Annotated in this window: 15 protein-coding genes; 13 read left to right on the forward strand and 2 right to left on the reverse strand. The window is 60.5% G+C overall.

From position 1 onward, the window contains the following. Positions 1 to 107: 107 nt before the first annotated feature. On the reverse strand, positions 108 to 1,109 hold the full coding sequence (gene gap / locus MA884_RS19815) for a type I glyceraldehyde-3-phosphate dehydrogenase (protein ID WP_188252317.1): 1,002 nt from the start codon (positions 1,107 to 1,109) through the stop codon (positions 108 to 110). 219 nt (positions 1,110 to 1,328) lie between these two features. Between gap and edd the strand changes: the two genes are divergently transcribed. The 11 genes from edd to MA884_RS19870 all read left to right on the forward strand — a co-directional run bounded on the left by edd (position 1,329) and on the right by MA884_RS19870 (position 15,119). Then, positions 1,329 to 3,155, forward strand: coding sequence for a phosphogluconate dehydratase (edd, locus tag MA884_RS19820; protein WP_256232074.1), 1,827 nt, complete (start codon positions 1,329 to 1,331; stop codon positions 3,153 to 3,155). Then, positions 3,152 to 4,102, forward strand: a complete 951-nt coding sequence (locus MA884_RS19825; RefSeq protein WP_256232075.1) for a glucokinase — start codon at positions 3,152 to 3,154, stop codon at positions 4,100 to 4,102. The genes edd and MA884_RS19825 overlap by 4 nt, the downstream gene beginning before the upstream one ends. A 167-nt stretch (positions 4,103 to 4,269) precedes the next feature. Continuing rightward, positions 4,270 to 5,001, forward strand: coding sequence for a response regulator (locus tag MA884_RS19830; protein ID WP_024616920.1), 732 nt, complete (start codon positions 4,270 to 4,272; stop codon positions 4,999 to 5,001). After that, a complete protein-coding gene (locus tag MA884_RS19835) occupies positions 4,991 to 6,460 on the forward strand; it encodes an ATP-binding protein (protein WP_256232077.1) in 1,470 nt (489 codons plus the stop codon). Before MA884_RS19830 ends, MA884_RS19835 begins: the two co-directional genes overlap by 11 nt. Before the next feature lie 248 nt (positions 6,461 to 6,708). Continuing rightward, positions 6,709 to 7,968, forward strand: coding sequence for an AGE family epimerase/isomerase (locus MA884_RS19840; RefSeq protein WP_256232078.1), 1,260 nt, complete (start codon positions 6,709 to 6,711; stop codon positions 7,966 to 7,968). A gap of 116 nt (positions 7,969 to 8,084) precedes the next feature. Next, on the forward strand, positions 8,085 to 9,386 hold the full coding sequence (locus MA884_RS19845; protein WP_256232079.1) for an ABC transporter substrate-binding protein: 1,302 nt from the start codon (positions 8,085 to 8,087) through the stop codon (positions 9,384 to 9,386). Between the two features lie 109 nt (positions 9,387 to 9,495). Next, a complete protein-coding gene (locus MA884_RS19850; protein ID WP_256232080.1) occupies positions 9,496 to 10,404 on the forward strand; it encodes a carbohydrate ABC transporter permease in 909 nt (302 codons plus the stop codon). Beyond that, positions 10,397 to 11,242 carry a carbohydrate ABC transporter permease gene (locus tag MA884_RS19855; RefSeq protein WP_047228360.1) on the forward strand — a complete coding sequence of 282 codons (846 nt, stop codon included), beginning with the start codon at positions 10,397 to 10,399 and terminating at the stop codon, positions 11,240 to 11,242. The genes MA884_RS19850 and MA884_RS19855 overlap by 8 nt, the downstream gene beginning before the upstream one ends. A 2-nt stretch (positions 11,243 to 11,244) precedes the next feature. Then, positions 11,245 to 12,405 carry an ABC transporter ATP-binding protein gene (locus MA884_RS19860; protein WP_256232081.1) on the forward strand — a complete coding sequence of 387 codons (1,161 nt, stop codon included), beginning with the start codon at positions 11,245 to 11,247 and terminating at the stop codon, positions 12,403 to 12,405. A 224-nt stretch (positions 12,406 to 12,629) separates the two neighbouring features. After that, entirely contained in the window at positions 12,630 to 13,982 is a 1,353-nt protein-coding gene (locus tag MA884_RS19865) for a carbohydrate porin (protein WP_256232082.1), read from the forward strand. Between the two features lie 282 nt (positions 13,983 to 14,264). Continuing rightward, positions 14,265 to 15,119: a D-hexose-6-phosphate mutarotase gene (locus MA884_RS19870; RefSeq protein ID WP_256232083.1), complete on the forward strand. Its 855-nt coding sequence runs from the start codon at positions 14,265 to 14,267 to the stop codon at positions 15,117 to 15,119. 139 nt (positions 15,120 to 15,258) lie between these two features. Here the strand turns inward: MA884_RS19870 and MA884_RS19875 are convergent, their stop codons facing one another. Next, positions 15,259 to 16,119, reverse strand: coding sequence for a MurR/RpiR family transcriptional regulator (locus MA884_RS19875; RefSeq protein ID WP_171061416.1), 861 nt, complete (start codon positions 16,117 to 16,119; stop codon positions 15,259 to 15,261). A 196-nt stretch (positions 16,120 to 16,315) separates the two neighbouring features. On the opposite strand from MA884_RS19875, the gene zwf reads away from it, so the two are divergent. Both zwf and pgl read left to right on the forward strand, forming a co-directional pair. Next, positions 16,316 to 17,785: a glucose-6-phosphate dehydrogenase gene (zwf, locus tag MA884_RS19880; RefSeq protein ID WP_047228356.1), complete on the forward strand. Its 1,470-nt coding sequence runs from the start codon at positions 16,316 to 16,318 to the stop codon at positions 17,783 to 17,785. Then, positions 17,772 to 18,485 carry a 6-phosphogluconolactonase gene (pgl, locus tag MA884_RS19885; RefSeq protein WP_256232084.1) on the forward strand — a complete coding sequence of 238 codons (714 nt, stop codon included), beginning with the start codon at positions 17,772 to 17,774 and terminating at the stop codon, positions 18,483 to 18,485. Before zwf ends, pgl begins: the two co-directional genes overlap by 14 nt. The last annotated feature ends 9 nt before the right edge of the window (positions 18,486 to 18,494 follow it).

Raw genomic sequence — 18,494 nt, forward strand, 5'->3', positions numbered from 1 at the left:
ATGTAGGAGCTGCCGCAGGCTGCGATCTTTTCCGGCTCAATTGAGTCGCAAGCGAAACATCAAGATCAAAAGATCGCAGCCTTCGGCAGCTCCTACGGTGCCGAACATTATTCGGCGTTACACAGCGCCAGGCAGTTATCCAGCATGCGGTTGGAGAAGCCCCATTCGTTGTCATACCAGGCCAGTACCTTGAGCAGCTTGCCGCTGGCCTTGGTGTGGTTGGCGTCGAAAATCGACGACAGCGGGTTATGGTTGAAATCGCTGGAGACCAGCGGCAGGGTGTTGTAGCCGAGGATCTTCGAATGCTGGCTGGCCTGGCGCAGCAGTTCGTTGACTTCTTCGGCCGACGCTTCACGCTTGAGCTGCACGGTCAAATCCACCAGGGACACATTGATCACCGGCACGCGCACGGCCATGCCGGTCAGCTTGCCTGCCAGTTCCGGCAACACCAGGCCCACCGCCTCGGCGGCGCCGGTCTTGCTCGGGATCATGTTCTGGGTCGCCGAACGGGCGCGGTACGGGTCGCTGTGATAGACGTCGGTCAGGTTCTGGTCATTGGTGTAGGCATGGATAGTGGTCATCAGGCCGCTTTCGATGCCCAGCTCGCGGTGCAGCACCTGAGCCACCGGGGCCAGGCAGTTGGTGGTGCACGAAGCGTTGGAAATAATCTGGTGGGACTGGCGCAGGATGTCGTGGTTCACGCCATACACCACGGTGGCGTCGGCACCCTTGGCCGGGGCCGAGATGATTACCTTGCGGGCGCCGGCGCTGATATGCGCGGCGGCCTTGGCGCGGTCGGTGAACAAACCGGTGCATTCGAACACGACGTCGATCTTTTCGGCGGCCCAAGGCAGTTCGGCCGGGTTGCGGATGGCGCTGACCGAGATACGGTCACCATTGACCGTCAGGCTTTCGTGATCGTGCTGCACCTCGGCATCGAAGGTGCCATGGACCGTGTCGAACTTGAGCAGATGAGCATTGATTGCACTGTCGCCCAGGTCGTTGATGGCGACGATCTGCAAGTCGCGACGATAGCCTTGGGTATACAGTGCACGGAGGACGTTGCGGCCGATGCGGCCAAAACCATTGATTGCGATTCGAAGAGTCATTAACTGCGCCGCCGTCGATTTGTTGTTGGAATTACAAGATTATTCGCATAAAAATAGAAAACAAGCCTTTTTAGTGGCAATATTTTGTTTTATCTACAACGAGTGACCTGAATCAACTGGTCCGAATGGTCAAGAAATCCGCTGTCGCCCAATGCGTGGCGGGGTTTTGACCAGCATAGACAATCAGGTCGCCACACCCGTTAGCCTGGAGTTCTACACATGCATCCCCGCGTTCTTGAGGTCACCGAACGGCTTATCGCCCGCAGCCGCGCCACGCGTCAGGCTTACCTTGCATTGATCCGCGGTGCAGCCAGCGACGGTCCGATGCGCGGCCAGTTGCAATGCGCCAACTTTGCCCACGGCGTGGCCGGTTGCGGCACCGAAGACAAGCATCACCTGCGGATGATGAACGCCGCCAACATCGCCATCGTGTCCTCCTACAACGACATGCTTTCGGCCCACCAGCCCTACGAAACCTTCCCGGAACAGATCAAGAAGGCCCTGCGCGAGATCGGTTCGGTCGGCCAGTTCGCCGGTGGTACGCCGGCCATGTGCGATGGCGTGACCCAAGGTGAGGCGGGAATGGAGCTGAGCCTGCCGAGCCGCGAAGTGATCGCGCTGTCCACGGCGGTGGCGTTGTCCCACAACATGTTCGACGGTGCACTGATGCTCGGCATCTGCGACAAGATCGTGCCAGGCCTGATGATGGGCGCGCTGCGCTTCGGTCATTTGCCGACGATTTTCGTGCCAGGCGGGCCCATGGTCTCGGGCATTTCCAACAAGCAAAAAGCCGATGTGCGTCAGCGCTATGCCGAGGGCAAGGCTACCCGCGAGGAGCTGCTGGAGTCGGAGATGAAGTCCTACCACAGCCCCGGCACCTGCACCTTCTACGGCACCGCCAACACCAACCAGTTGTTGATGGAGGTGATGGGGCTGCACTTGCCGGGCGCCTCGTTCGTCAACCCGAACACGCCGCTGCGTGATGCCCTGACCCGTGAAGCGGCGTTCCAGGTCACGCGCCTGACCAAGCAAAGCGGTAATTTCATGCCCATCGGCGAAATCGTCGATGAGCGGTCGCTGGTCAATTCAGTTGTCGCGCTGCACGCCACCGGCGGCTCCACCAATCACACGCTGCACATGCCGGCCATCGCCATGGCCGCTGGCATCCAGCTTACCTGGCAGGACATGGCCGACCTCTCCGAGGTGGTGCCGACCCTGAGTCACGTCTACCCGAACGGCAAGGCCGACATCAACCACTTCCAGGCGGCGGGCGGCATGTCGTTCCTGATCCGCGAATTGCTGGAAGCCGGCTTGCTCCACGAAAACGTCAACACCGTGCTCGGTCACGGCCTGAGCCGCTACACCCAGGAACCGTTTCTCGAAGACGGTGAACTGGTATGGCGCGAAGGCCCGATCGAAAGCCTCGATGAGAACATCCTGCGCCCGGTGGCCCGAGCGTTCTCAGCCGAGGGCGGGTTGCGGGTGATGGAAGGCAACCTGGGGCGTGGCGTGATGAAAGTCTCGGCGGTGGCCCTGGAAAACCAGGTCGTCGAAGCCCCGGCCATGGTCTTCCAGGATCAACAGGACCTGGCCGATGCGTTCAAGGCCGGCCTGCTGGAAAAAGATTTTGTCGCGGTGATGCGCTTCCAGGGCCCGCGCTCCAACGGCATGCCGGAGCTGCACAAGATGACGCCGTTCCTCGGCGTGTTGCAGGATCGCGGTTTCAAAGTGGCGCTGGTGACGGATGGACGCATGTCCGGCGCGTCGGGGAAAATTCCGGCGGCTATCCACGTCAGCCCGGAAGCCTATGTCGGCGGCGCATTGGCCCGGGTGCAGGAGGGCGATATCATCCGCGTCGATGGCGTCAAAGGCACCTTGGAGTTGAAGGTGGACGCCGAGGAATTCGCTGCGCGCACACCGGCCAAGGGCTTGTTGGGCAACAACATTGGCACCGGTCGCGAGCTGTTTGGTTTCATGCGCATGGCCTTCAGCTCTGCAGAGCAGGGTGCCAGCGCCTTCACTTCTGCCCTGGAGACGCTTAATTGAAACTGGCTTTGGTCGGTGACATCGGGGGGACCAACGCACGGTTCGCCTTGTGGAAGAACCACAACCTGGAAAATATCCAGGTGCTGGCGACCGCGGATTACGCCTGCCCCGAAGATGCCATCAAGGTTTACCTGAGCGGTATGGGCATGAAACCGGGTTCGATCGGTTCGGTGTGCCTGTCGGTGGCGGGGCCGGTCAGCGGCGATGAGTTTCGCTTCACCAACAATCACTGGCGCCTGAGCAACCTGGCATTTTGCAAGACCCTTGAGGTCGAGCAGTTGCTGCTGGTCAATGACTTTTCGGCCATGGCCCTGGGCATGACGTGCTTGCGCCCCGATGAATACCGGGTTGTCTGCGAGGGCACGCCGGAGCCGTTACGTCCGGCGGTGGTGATTGGTCCTGGCACCGGGTTGGGTGTCGGTACGTTGCTGGACTTGGGTGAGGGCCGGTTTGCGGCGTTGCCGGGCGAAGGCGGCCATGTCGACCTGCCCATGAGCAGCCCGCGGGAAACCCAGCTCTGGCAACACATCTACAACGAGATCGGTCATGTCAGCGCCGAAACCGCCCTGAGCGGCAGCGGGTTACCTCGGGTGTACCGCGCCATCTGCGCGGTGGATGGTCATACGCCGGTGCTCGATACGCCCGAATCCATTACCGCCGCCGGCCTGGCCGGAGACCCCATTGCCCTGGAAGTACTCGAGCAGTTCTGCCGCTGGCTGGGGCGCGTTGCCGGTAACAACGTGTTGACGGTGGGCGGGCGGGGCGGTGTATACATCGTCGGCGGGGTGGTTCCGCGGTTCGCCGACTTTTTCCTTGAAAGTGGTTTCGCCCGCTGCTTCGCCGACAAGGGCTGCATGAGCGATTACTTCAAGGGCATCCCGGTCTGGCTGGTGACGGCGCCGTATTCCGGGCTGATGGGCGCGGGTGTGGCGTTGGAGCAAAGTTAAGACCGAGTCGCTTGCATCGCGGGCAAGCCTTGCTCCCACAAGATGTGCGTGATCTTGCGGGTGAGCACTGTGGGAGCAAGCCCGCTCCCACAAAGGTTCTGTGGTGTTTGTAGATTCCGTCCATCAGGCATAATCCGCCCCAACCCAAACAACAAGGACGAGGCCCCGTGAGTTCAGTGAACAAATCGATTTTGTTGGTCGACGACGACCAGGAGATTCGCGAACTGCTGGACACCTACCTCAGTCGCGCGGGTTTCCAGGTGCGTACTACCCCTGATGGCGCCGGGTTTCGCCAGGCACTGAACGACGCCCCCAGCGATCTGGTGATCCTCGACGTGATGCTGCCCGACGAGGACGGCTTCAGCCTCTGCCGCTGGGTTCGCCAGCACCCGCGCCAGGCCCACGTGCCGATCATCATGCTCACCGCCAGTTCCGACGAGGCTGACCGGGTCATTGGCCTGGAGCTGGGAGCCGATGATTATCTGGGCAAACCCTTCAGTCCGCGGGAATTACAGGCGCGCATCAAGGCCTTGCTGCGTCGGGCGCAGTTTGGCCAGGAACGCGCCGGCGGCGAAGTGCTGGCCTTCGACGAGTGGCGGCTGGACATGGTCAGTCATCGGCTGTTCCATGCCGACGGCGAAGAAGTGATTCTCTCCGGCGCCGATTTCGCCTTGCTCAAGCTGTTTCTTGACCATCCCCAGGAAATCCTCGACCGCGACACCATCGGCAACGCCACTCGCGGCCGGGAGTTGATGCCCCTGGACCGAATCGTCGACATGGCGGTCAGTCGCCTGCGCCAGCGCCTGCGTGACACCGACAAGCCGCCACGGCTGATCCGCACGGTGCGCGGCAGTGGTTATCAACTGGCGGCCAGTGTGGTTGCCAGCAATGGTCATTGACTGGGTCAAGAAAATCGCCCGACGGGTGCCGGTGCCGCGTTCGTTGCTCGGAAGAATGCTGCTGCTGACGCTGTTGGTGGTGCTGTTCGCCCAGACCCTGTCCAGTCTGATCTGGGTCTCGCAACTGCGCGCCACCCAGCTCGAAGGCCTGGTCACCAGCGCCCGTAGCCTGGCCCATTCGATGACCGCCAGTGTCAGCTATCTGCGCTCGTTGCCGGTGGCTTACCGGCCATTGGTGCTGGATCAATTGCGCAGCATGGGCGGCACGCGGTTTGTCGTGACGCTCAACGACAAACCCTTGGGCATGGACGTGCTGCCGGTCACCCCGCGCAAACTGGCGGTGCTCAAGGCGGTGGACGACGTACTACGCAAGTCCCTGGGCAATAGCGCCGACATCTCGGTGAAGTTTGTCAGCCCCGAAGACCTGCGGATTTTCAACGGCGGCCTGAAGCTTGATGAATTGCCGCGCTCTTGGGCCCATTACGCCTTGACGCTCGAACCGGTGAATCCGCCGGTGCTGGTCACGCAAATCCAGATGGCCCCGGGCGAATGGCTGTACATCGCTTCGCTGCTGCCCGAACCCTACACCAGCCTTGAAGAACAGGACCTGCCAGCGCAGCAGGTTGGCTTTATCGTGCTGACCAGCAGCCTGTTGTTGCTGTTCATCGGTTTGCTGGTGCATTGGCAGAGCCGGCCCCTCAAACGCCTGGCCCGGGCGGCACGCGACATGTCCCTGGGCGCCGAAGTGGAACCGGTAGCCGAAGGCGGCGGCAGCGAAGTGGTGGAAGTGGGCAGGGCATTCAATGCCATGCGTGAGCGCATCAGCCGTTACCTGACCGAACGCAGCCAATTGTTCAGCGCGATTTCCCACGACTTGCGCACGCCCATCACCCGTCTGCGGCTGCGGGTAGAGTTGCTGGAAGACGAAAACCTGCAGGCCAAGTTTGGTCGTGACCTGGACGAACTGGAGCTGCTGGTCAAAGGCGCTCTGCAATGCGTCAAGGACACCGACATCCACGAAAACATCGAGCCGGTGGACCTCAACCATGTGCTCGACTGCCTGGTCGAACCGTACCTGGCGCCCAACGGCAACGGTCGGGTGACCCAGGATGGTCGGGCGCTGGCGCCGTACCCCGGCAAGCCGCTGGCCCTCAAGCGCTGCATCGGTAACCTGATTGATAACGCCCTGAAATACGGACAGAACGCCCACCTGCACATCGATGACGATGAAACCGTGTTCATCCTGCACGTTGACGACGAGGGGCCGGGCGTGCCGGAGCAGCGTCTGGAGCAAGTCTTCGAGCCGCACTTTCGCCTGGCCGGGCAGCAGCAGGGGTATGGATTGGGGCTGGGCATCGCCCGCAACATCGCCCATAGCCATGGCGGCGAAGTCAGCCTGCAGAACCTGCGCGAAGGTGGGTTGCGGGTGACGTTGCAGTTGCCCCGTAGTGTCGATTAGTCAGACCGCGTTGGCGTTTATCGCGAGCAGGCTCGCTCCCACAGGGTTCGGTGGTGGACACAAAAACTGTGTACACCCTGGAGCTCAATGTGGGAGCGAGCCTGCTCGCGATGGCGTCATTAGCCTCAACACAGCTCTCAAGGGGAATGTCACAGCTCGGTGACATAACTCACCCCTTTCGTTACCTGCCCCTCGCCAACCCTTGTTTAGACTCCTTGCGTCAAAACAACAAAAAAAGGTACCACCCAATGGACACCTTCCAACCGGCCTTCAGCAGTTGGCTGAATGCGCCTGCCCATCAGCAATGGCTTGCCGCTGAAGGCTTGCGTCTGCTGGCGTTCGCCAAGGCATCGAAGCTGCCGGACGGCTTTGGCAACCTGGACGACCAGGGCCGTCTGCCGGACGATGCCCGGGCCGAAACCATGAATACCGCGCGCATGACCTATAGCTTCGCCATGGCCCACATCCAGGGTTTGCCGGGTTTCTCCGAACTGGTGGATCACGGTATCGAGGCCCTCAGTGGCCCCCTGCGGGACGCCGAGCACGGCGGCTGGTTCGCCACGGCGCAACCCCATGAGAACGACACCGGCAAGGCGGCCTACCTGCATGCATTTGTCGCCTTGGCGGCCAGTTCCGCGGTGGTGGCCCAACGTCCCGGCGCCCAGGCGCTGCTGGATGAAGCCGTGCGAGTGATTGATGCGCACTTCTGGAGTGAAGAGGAGGGTGCCCTACGCGAGTCCTTCGACCGCGACTGGAGCGGCGAAGAAGCCTATCGTGGCGCCAACAGCAACATGCACGCCACCGAAGCCTTCATGGCCCTGGCCGATGTCACGGATGATCCTCGCTGGCTGGTCCGTGCACTGCGTATCGTTGAACGGGTCATCCATGGTCACGCCGCCGCCAATGACTATCTGGTGGTGGAGCATTTCGACCGCGACTGGCAGCCGTTGCGCGAGTACAACCACGACAATCCTGCCGACGGTTTTCGCCCTTACGGCACCACGCCCGGCCACGGTTTCGAATGGGCGCGGCTGCTGTTGCACCTTGAAGCCGCACGGGTGCAGATCGGCATGTTGACGCCCGGCTGGCTGGCCCAGGATGCGCAAAAACTTTTTGAGCAGAACTGCCGTCACGGTTGGGAGGTCGATGGTGCCCCAGGCATTGTCTACACCCTGGACTGGGACAACCGCGCCGTAGTTCGCCATCGCCTGCACTGGGTGCATGCCGAAGCAGCGGCCGCCGCCAGCGCCTTGCTCAAGCGCACCGATGAGGCGCAATACGAAGCCTGGTACCGACGGTTATGGGAGTTCTGTGACAAACATTTCATCGACCGTTGCGACGGCAGTTGGCACCACGAGCTCGATCCGCAAAACCGTCCCAGCGCCGACATCTGGCCGGGCAAACCGGACCTGTATCACGCCTGGCAGGCGGTGCTGATTCCACGCTTGCCCCTGGCGCCCAGCATGGCGACGGCGTTGGCGAAACTCTCCAGTCCCGCACCTGTGTAACCATGCCGTGACATTTACGCGTCCCTTCGTTACCTGCGAAGGGATTTCCCCTGTTTAGAATCCATGCAGCGCAAGCATCAGACTTGCATGCATAACAACAAGAAAGGTACTTCTAGATGAATGCGATTTCTCGCCTCGCTACTGTCATTTCTCTTGCTTCCCTGCTTCCCGTCGCAGCATTCCCTGTCAGCGCCCTTGCCGCCGAATCCAAAGGCAGTGTGGAAGTCGTTCACTGGTGGACGTCCGGTGGCGAAAAAGCCGCGGTCGATGTGCTCAAGGCCCAGGTAGAGAAAGACGGCTTTACCTGGAAGGATGGCGCTGTTGCCGGTGGTGGTGGCTCCACTGCCATGACCGTACTCAAGAGCCGTGCCGTGGCCGGTAACCCACCGGGTGTAGCCCAGATCAAAGGCCCGGACATCCAGGAGTGGGCGTCTACCGGACTGCTCGACACCGACGTCCTGAAAGATGTTGCCAAAGAAGAGAAGTGGGACAGCCTGCTCGACAAGAAAGTCTCCGATACCGTGAAGTACGAAGGTGATTACGTCGCCGTGCCGGTGAACATCCACCGCGTCAACTGGCTGTGGATCAACCCGCAAGTCTTCAAGAAAGCCGGTATCACCAAAAACCCGACCACCCTCGAAGAATTCTACGCCGCTGGCGACAAGCTCAAGGCCGCAGGCTTCATTGCGCTGGCCCACGGCGGCCAGCCTTGGCAGGACAGCACCGTGTTCGAAGCCGTGGTGCTCTCGGTCATGGGCGTCGATGGCTACAAGAAAGCCCTGGTCGATCTGGACAACAAAGCCCTGACCGGCCCGGACATGGTCAAGGCGTTGACCGAGCTCAAGAAAGTCGCGACCTACATGGACGTTGACGGCAAGGGGCAGGACTGGAACCTGGAAGCGGCCAAGGTCATCAACGGCAAGGCCGGCATGCAGATCATGGGTGACTGGGCCAAGAGCGAATGGACCGCCGCGAAGAAAGTCGCCGGCAAGGACTACGAGTGCGTAGCTTTCCCGGGCACTGACAAGGCCTTCACCTACAACATCGACTCCCTGGCGGTGTTCAAGCAGAAAGACGAAGGCACCGCGGCCGGTCAGAAGGATATTGCCAAGGTCGTGCTGGGTGAGAACTTCCAGAAAGTCTTCAGCATCAACAAGGGTTCGATCCCGGTGCGCAACGACATGCTGGCCGACATGGCCAAGTACGGTTTCGATTCCTGCGCCCAGACCGCCGCCAAGGACTTCCTGGCTGACGCCAAGTCCGGTGGCTTGCAGCCGAGCATGGCGCACAACATGGCGACCACGCTGGCGGTGCAGGGCGCGTTCTTCGATGTGGTGACCAACTTCATCAACGACCCGAAAGCCGACCCTGCCGACGCCGCCAAGAAGCTTGGCGCAGCAGTGCAGTCGGCCAAGTAAAGCAGTTAGAAGCTACAAGCTACAAGCTGCAAGGGGCACTGCTTATCTTGCCGCTTGCAGCTTGTCACTTGTAGCTGCCCTTAGTCTTTCTCTTGTACTGGATCTTCCCATGAGTTCTGTTGCTGTGTTCAGCAAGGCCTCGCCGTTCGATGCATTGCAGCGCTGGCTACCGAAACTGGTGCTGGCGCCGAGCATGTTCATCGTTCTGGTGGGCTTCTACGGTTATATCTTGTGGACGTTTGTCCTGTCGTTCACCACGTCGACCTTCCTGCCGAACTACAAATGGGCTGGCCTGGCGCAATACGCGCGGCTATGGGACAACGACCGCTGGTGGGTGGCGAGCAAGAATCTGGCGCTCTTTGGCGGCATGTTCATCGGCATCACCCTGGTGATCGGCGTGCTGCTGGCGGTGTTTCTTGACCAGCGCATTCGTCGTGAAGGTTTCATCCGCACCATTTACCTGTACCCGATGGCGCTCTCGATGATCGTCACCGGTACGGCCTGGAAGTGGTTGCTCAACCCGGGCATGGGCCTGGACAAATTGTTGCGTGACTGGGGCTGGGAAGGCTTTCGCCTGGACTGGCTGATCGACCCGGACCGTGTGGTGTATTGCCTGGTGATCGCCGCGGTGTGGCAGGCCTCGGGCTTCATCATGGCGATGTTCCTGGCCGGCCTGCGTGGGGTGGATCAATCGATCATCCGTGCCGCGCAGATCGATGGCGCGAGCATGCCGCGCATCTACTGGAAAGTGGTGCTGCCAAGCCTGCGCCCGGTGTTCTTCAGCGCCGTAATGATCCTGGCGCACATCGCGATCAAGAGCTTTGACCTGGTGGCGGCGATGACGGCCGGCGGCCCGGGTTATTCCTCTGACCTGCCTGCGATGTTCATGTATTCCTTCACCTTCAGTCGCGGCCAGATGGGCATGGGCTCGGCCAGTGCGATTCTGATGCTCGGTGCGATTCTCGCAATCGTCGTGCCTTACCTGTACTCCGAGCTGAGGACCAAGCGCCATGACTAGTCTCGCTGCAAAACCATCCATCAGCCTGAGTCGCATCGCGATCTATGCGGTACTGATCCTCGCCGTATTGCTTTACCTGGTGCCGTTGGTGGTCATGCTATTGACCAGCTTCAAGACACCGGAAGACATCAGCACCGGCAACCTGCTGAGCTGGCCGACCGTGGTCACCGGCATCGGTTGGGTCAAGGCCTGGGCCACGGTTGATGGGTACTTCTGGAACTCGATCAAGATCACCGTCCCGGCGGTGCTGATCTCCACCGCGATCGGTGCATTGAACGGCTACGTGTTGTCGATGTGGCGCTTTCGCGGTTCGCAGTTGTTCTTCGGCCTGTTGCTGTTCGGGTGCTTCCTGCCGTTCCAGACCGTCCTGCTGCCAGCCTCGTTCACCCTCGGCAAGATGGGCCTGGCCAGTACCACCACGGGTCTGGTGTTCATACATGTGGTCTACGGCCTGGCGTTCACCACGCTGTTCTTCCGCAACTACTACGTGAGCATTCCCGATGCGCTGGTGAAGGCGGCGCGGCTGGACGGTGCGGGTTTCTTCACCATCTTCCGGCGGATCATCCTGCCGATGTCCACGCCGATCATCATGGTCTGCCTGATCTGGCAGTTCACTCAGATCTGGAACGACTTCCTGTTTGGCGTGGTGTTCTCCAGCGGCGATTCGCAGCCCATCACGGTGGCGCTGAACAACTTGGTCAACACCAGCACCGGGGCCAAGGAATACAACGTTGATATGGCGGCGGCGATGATCGCCGGGCTGCCGACCCTGCTGGTCTATGTGGTGGCAGGCAAGTATTTCGTGCGCGGTCTGACGGCCGGCGCAGTCAAGGGGTAATCATGGCAACGCTCGAACTTCGCAACGTAAACAAGACCTATGGTGCCGGCCTGCCGGACACCCTGAAGAACATCGAGTTGTCGATCAAGGACGGTGAGTTCCTGATCCTTGTCGGTCCTTCGGGCTGCGGAAAATCGACGCTGATGAACTGCATCGCCGGCCTTGAAACCATTACCGGCGGCGCGATCATGATCGGTGACCAGGACGTCAGCGGCATGAGCCCGAAGGATCGCGACATCGCCATGGTGTTCCAGTCCTACGCGCTGTACCCCACCATGAGCGTGCGCGAGAACATCGAGTTCGGCCTGAAGATTCGCAAGATGGGCCAGTCGGCCATCGACGAAGAAGTCACCCGCGTGGCCAAGCTGTTGCAGATCGAACATTTGCTCAACCGCAAGCCCGGCCAGCTTTCCGGTGGTCAGCAACAGCGCGTGGCCATGGGCCGGGCGCTGGCGCGGCGGCCGAAGATCTACCTGTTCGACGAACCGCTGTCCAACCTCGACGCCAAGCTGCGGGTCGAGATGCGCACCGAAATGAAACTGATGCACCAGCGTCTGAAGACCACCACGGTGTACGTCACCCACGACCAGATCGAAGCCATGACCCTGGGCGACAAAGTGGCAGTGATGAAGGACGGCATCATCCAGCAGTTCGGCACGCCGAAAGACATCTACACCAACCCGGCCAACCTGTTCGTGGCGAGTTTCATCGGTTCGCCACCGATGAACTTCATCCCTTTGCGCCTGCAACGCAAGGACGGCCGCCTGCTGGCACTGCTCGACAGTGGCCAGGCCCGTTGCGAGCTGCCGATGGGCATGCAGGACGCAGGCCTGGAAGACCGCGAAGTGATCCTCGGCCTGCGCCCGGAACAGATCATGCTGGCGGGCAACGAGCCCAATGGTTTGCCAACCATTCGCGCCGAAGTCCAGGTCACCGAACCTACCGGGCCGGACACCCTGGTGTTCGTCAACCTTAACGAGACCAAGGTTTGCTGCCGCCTGGCACCGGACATGGCGCCGCAGGTAGGGGAGACCCTCACGCTGCAATTCGATCCATCAAAAGTTCTGCTGTTCGACGCCAAGTCCGGCGAACGCCTGGGCGTTGCCGGCCAGCCGCAAGCCGACGCCCGGAGCGCCAACGTGGCGCAGTTCAAAGGCCGATGAAGAACAAATGGGGGAGGGGGCTTGTGGGAGCAAAGCTTGCTCGCGATGAACGATAGCGCGGTCATTCGAAAGACCGAGGCGCTTTCATCGCGAGCAAGCTCAGCTCCCACACAAGCTCTTTCCCGCCGGAAGGAGTATGCGGCGAGTGGGGGACCATCCGGCGCAATCGTTGTAAACCGCGTTAGATAAAAACAGTTAATAACAATAAAGACGAGGAAGTAGGGATGAAGAAGAACAACACCAACGCCCGGCGCATCTGCCAACTTTCGGCGCTTGCGGCGGCGATGACTTTGGCTGGCGGCGTGCACGCGGCTGACGCTTTCAGCGCCGACTCGCAGTGGATGACGGGCGACTGGGGTGGCGAGCGGACCAGGCTGATCGAGCAAGGTATCGACATCAAGGCTGACTTCGTCGGTGAGATGGGGGCCAACCTCGACGGCGGTTACAACGATGACAAGACTGCGCGTTGGTCCCAGCAGTTTGGCTTGGGCGTAGCCCTCGACCTGGAAAAACTGGCAGGTTGGGGTGACACCACGGCCAAGATTCAATTCACTCGCCGTGACGGTCGCAACATCTCCAACGACCGTATCGGTGATCCACGTGCCGGCACCCTCAGCTCTTCCCAGGAAGTCTGGGGCCGTGGGCAAACCACCCGTCTGACGCAGTTGTGGATCAAACAGCAGTATTTCGACAACAAGCTGGATGTCAAAGCCGGTTATTACGGGGTCGGCGAAGACTTCAACACGTTCCCGTGCGAGTTCCAGAACCTGGCGTTCTGCGGTTCGCAAGCGGGTAACTGGGCAACCGGCATCTGGTACAACTGGCCGATCATGCAGGCGGCGATTCGCGTCAAGTACAACCTCACGCCCGAGCTCTATGCGCAGATTGGTGCCTACAACCAGAACCCTTCGCAGCTGGAAAACGGAAACCGCTACAAGCTCAGCGGCAGTGGCACCAAGGGCACGCTCATTCCGATCGAGTTGGTCTGGTCGCCCAAGCTCAATAGCCTGCCAGGCGAATACCGTATCGGTTACTACAAAAGTACGGCCAAGGCTGATGACGTCCGCGAAGATGACAATGGCCAGGATGCCGCGACAACCGGTAACGCCTACCGTAGTCACAGCAGCAAGGATGGCTACTGGTTCGTGGCGCAGCAACAGCTCACCACCCACAACGGTGACGCCTCGCGCGGTCTGAACATTGCGGCCAACGCCACCTTCCATGACAAGGAAACCAACGTCGTCGACAACTACCAGTCGCTGATGTTCGTGTACAAGGGACCGTTCAATGCGCGTCCTAAGGATGACGTCGGGATCGGTTTCTCCCGTATCCATGTCAACGAAGATGTGAAGAAAAACGCCGAGCTGGTCAACGCAGCCAATGGTGTCAGCGACTACGACGATCCGTTGTTCTCGCCGTTGCGTGGCACCGAATACAACTACGAGATCAACTATGGTTTCCACGTGACCAACTGGCTGACCGTACGCCCTAACCTGCAATACATCACTCATCCGGGTGGTGTGAATGAAGTCGACGATGCGCTGGTCGCCGGTCTGAAAATTCAGTCGGTGTTCTAACGCTGTTGCGATAAGCTTCTCTCAATGTGCGCATATTGCGGATGGCCAAGGCTGTCCGCTTTTTTTTGCGGAGTGTGTTTGGTTGGACGCTGGACTTGTGGCGAGGGAGCTTGCTCCCGCTGGGTTGCGAAGCGACCCCAAAGCCATTCACTGCGGTGCCTCAGCTAGACCGCATTTGCCTTGTTTACGACTGCTTCGCAGCCGAGCGGGAGCAAGCTCCCTCGCCACAAAAAATGCGTTGCAAACAGATGAGCAACTCAATGATTTCCAGGACCGCAGCTCATGCATGAGCATCCGCTACAACGCTTTTTCAGATCTTTGCGCGAGCGCCCGGTGTTTGCGTGGGAGCGCTATCAGCAACGCGATGTGCTGGTGATCGATCATCCGCTGTGTCAGGCGGTGTTCAGTCGCCAGGGCGCGCAGCTATTGCACTTCCAGCCGCGGGGTCAGAAGCCCTGGTTGTGGTGTGCGGCCAAGTGGCCACAGGTCGGGGCGATACGCGGTGGGGTGCCGGTGTGCTGGCCGTGGTATGGCCGTCATCCGAGTGAAAACGCCTGGCCGTCCCATGGCTGGGCACGGTTGATCGACTGGAAACTGCTCGACAGCCGCAGCGATGCAGACGGTGTGCACCTGCACTGGCAGCTCCAGTTGTGCGACTGGCAGGTCGATCTGTACGCCGATCTGGGCGAGCGCATGGAATTACGCTTGAGCACCGAGCATCAAGACAGTCTGCCGTGCCAATTGAGCCAGGCTCTGCACGCCTATTGGCGTATTGGTGACGTCGGAGAGATAGCGCTGTCTGGGCTCGAGGGCGCGCAGGGTTACGATCAACTGAACCGTGCGGTTTGCCAGCAGGAAGGTGATTTGCGGGTTGAGGGCGGTTGTCAGCGGGTCTTTCAGCATGAAGGTGAATTGCAGCTCAAGGACCACGCCTGGCAGCGTGAGCTGTGCATCGACACCGGTGCCAGCGCCGATACCGTGGTATGGCATCCCGGGGCCCGGCCTTTGTTGGGGGTGAGCTGGGATGAAGTCAGCGAATTCGTCTGCGTCGAAGCGGCCAGCGGCGGCACCGACAGCTTGTGCCTGGCCCCGGGGGAGCGGGCGCATTTGAGTTTGCAGGCGCGGGTGGGGGCATAATCAAGGGTTGGGGTGTAGCAGTTGGCCCCATCGCGAGCAGGCTCGCTCCCACAGTAGATCTTCATTGGGCGCAGATCCATTGTGGGAGCGAGCCTGCTCGCGATGACGGCCTGTCAGGCGATCAAACACCCAAGTCAGGTCAGTTGAACTCATCCCCCACCGGATACCGGCTGGCATTGAGGCTTTCCTTGATCTTGCGCAAATGCGGCTGGAAGTCCACGCCGCGGCGCAAGGTCATGCCGGTGGCGAGCACGTCCAGCACGGTGAGCTGGATGATCCGCGAGGTCATCGGCATATAGATGTCGGTGTCTTCGGGCAGCGGGATGTTCAGACTCAGGGTGCTGGCCTTGGCCAGGGGCGAACCTTCAGCAGTCAGCCCCAGTACCGACGCGCCGTTCTCCCGGGCGATACGCGCCACTTCCACCAGCTCGCGGGTGCGTCCGGTGTAGGAAATGATCACGAACAGCTCCCCTGTATGGGCCACTGACGCGATCATGCGCTGCATCAGCACATCAGCGTGGGCGGTCACCGCCAGGTTGAAGCGGAAAAACTTGTGCTGCGCATCCAGTGCCACCGGTGCCGAAGCACCGAGGCCGAAGAAGTGGATCTGCCTGGCCTGGATCAGAAGATCCACGGCGCGACTGATCAAATTGGGATCAAGGGCCTGGCAGGCGCTGTCCAATGAGGCAATGGCACTGCCAAAGATTTTCCGGGTGTAGGCTTCCGGGTTGTCGTCGGCCTCCACCGCCCGACTGACATAAGCGGCGCCGCTGGCCAGGCTTTGGGCCAGTTGCAGCTTGAGTTCCGGGTAGCCGCTGACGCCGAATGAGCGGCAGAAGCGGTTGACGGTGGGTTCGCTGACCGAAGCGGCCTGGGCGAGGGCAGCAATGCTGAAGCGGGTGGCCTGCTGTGGGTTGAGCAGGATCACTTCGGCCACTTTGCGTTCTGCCTTGTTCAGGTCTTCAAGGCGACTCTGGATCTGTTCCAGTAAATTTCGCACGCGGTCCATACAAGATTCCTAGAAAGACGGGTCTTTGATACGACCCTTTGCGGTGGCCTATCCTACTGATGGCTCCGGTGTACCACCACTCGGAATCGGTATTTTCGGAAAATGTTGTGGTTATTACTACATTTTTCCTTGAGTGATGCCTTGAAAAAAGGTATTTGTAGCTTAACTTGATAAAAGAACAAACATCATGCATTCGATTACGGTTGAACCGTGCACCTTCGCCTTGTTCGGCGCGTTGGGCGACCTGGCCTTGCGCAAGCTGTTTCCTGCCCTTTACCAGCTTGATGGCGCGGACCTGCTGCACGAGGACACGCGGATCATTGCTCTGGCCCGGGAACCCGGTAGCGAGCAGCAGCACCTGGCGTTCATCGCCGCTGAGTTGCGCCGCTATGTGGGCGACAAGGACCTGAACGAAACCGTGGTCGAACGCTTCCTGGGGCGACTGACTTATCTGCACGTGGATTTCCTCAAGGCCGAGGACTATGTCGCCCTGGCCGAACAGGCAGGTTCGGCCCAGCAAGTCATTGCCTATTTTGCCACCCCTGCGGCGGTGTACGGAGCAATCTGCGAGAACCTGGCCAAGGTCGGCTTGTGTGAAAACACCCGTGTCGTGCTGGAGAAACCCATCGGCTCGGACCTGGAATCGTCGCGCAAGGTCAATGACGCGGTGGCGCAGTTTTTCCCGGAAAACCGCACCTATCGCATCGACCACTACCTGGGCAAAGAGACGGTACAGAACCTGATCGCGCTGCGGTTCGCCAACAGCCTGTTCGAAACCCAGTGGAACCAGAATTACATTTCCCATGTGGAAATCACCGTCGCCGAGAAGGTCGGCATCGAAGGCCGCTGGGGCTATTTCGACAAGGCCGGCCAACTGCGCGACATGATCCAGAACCACCTGTTGCAGTTGCTCTGCCTGATTGCCATGGACCCGCCGGCCGACCTGTCCGCCGACAGCATTCGCGACGAGAAAGTCAAAGTGCTCAAGGCCCTGGCGCCCATCAGCCCGGAAGGCCTGACCACCCAGGTGGTGCGCGGCCAGTACATCGCCGGCCACAGCGAAGGCAAGTCGGTGCCGGGTTATCTGGAAGAGCCCAACTCCAACACCCAGAGCGATACCGAAACCTTCGTGGCCCTGCGCGCCGACATTCGCAACTGGCGCTGGGCCGGGGTTCCGTTTTACCTGCGCACCGGCAAGCGGATGCCGCAGAAACTGTCGCAGATCGTTATTCACTTCAAGGAACCGTCCCACTACATCTTCGCCCCCGAGCAGCGCTTGCAGATCAGCAACAAACTGATCATCCGCCTGCAACCGGACGAAGGCATTTCCTTGCGGGTGATGACCAAGGAGCAAGGCCTGGACAAGGGCATGCAATTGCGCAGCGGTCCGTTGCAACTCAACTTTTCCGACACCTACCGTAGCGCGCGGATTCCCGATGCCTACGAGCGGTTGTTGCTGGAAGTCATGAACGGCAATCAGAACCTGTTTGTCCGTAAAGATGAAATTGAAGCCGCGTGGACGTGGTGTGACCAGTTGATTGCCGGGTGGAAGAAATCCGGCGATGCGCCCAAGCCGTATGCGGCCGGGTCCTGGGGGCCGATGAGCTCCATTGCACTGATCACGCGGGATGGGAGGTCATGGTATGGCGATATCTGAAGTGAAACTGCCGCAGGGCGTCACCGCCCACGCCTTCAAAACCCCGGTGCTGCTGGCCGAGGGCTTGGCGTTGAAAGTGGCCGAGCAATTACGCGCGGCAATCGAGGCGCGCGGCACGGCGACCCTGGTGGTCTCCGGCGGTCGCAGCCCGGTGGCGTTTTTCCAGAGCCTGGCCAAACAGGCGTTGGACTGGTCGAACGTGGTGGTGAGCCTGGCTGACGAGCGCTGGGTGCCGGTTGAGCACGCTGACAGCAACGCCGGTCTGCTCAAGCGTTATCTGCTGCAAGGTGCGGCGGCCAAGGCCCAGTTCCTGAGCCTGTACAGCGCCAGCGCTGACCTGGAAGCCGCAGCCGAGCAGGCCGATCGTTTGCTGGCCGAGTTGCCGCCCATTGACGTACTGGTATTGGGCATGGGCGATGACGGGCACACCGCCTCGCTGTTCCCCAACAGCCCGAACCTGGCCCAGGCCTTGGATGCCAATGGCGCTCGCCGCTGCTGGCCGATGCTGGCGCCCACCGTGCCGCACCAGCGCCTGACCATGAGTCGCGCCTTGCTGGCATCGGCGAAACACAAAGTGCTGTCGATTTCCGGTCAGTCGAAATTGACCACCCTGAACGCTGCGGTGGCCGGTGACAACGTCGCCGAAATGCCGGTTCGCGCGTTTTTGCAACCAACGTTAGAGATTTACTGGTGCCCATGAACCAAGGAT

This window comes from Pseudomonas sp. Q11, assembly GCF_024494355.1.
In the GTDB taxonomy this organism is placed as follows: Bacteria; Pseudomonadota; Gammaproteobacteria; order Pseudomonadales; family Pseudomonadaceae; genus Aquipseudomonas; species Aquipseudomonas hefeiensis.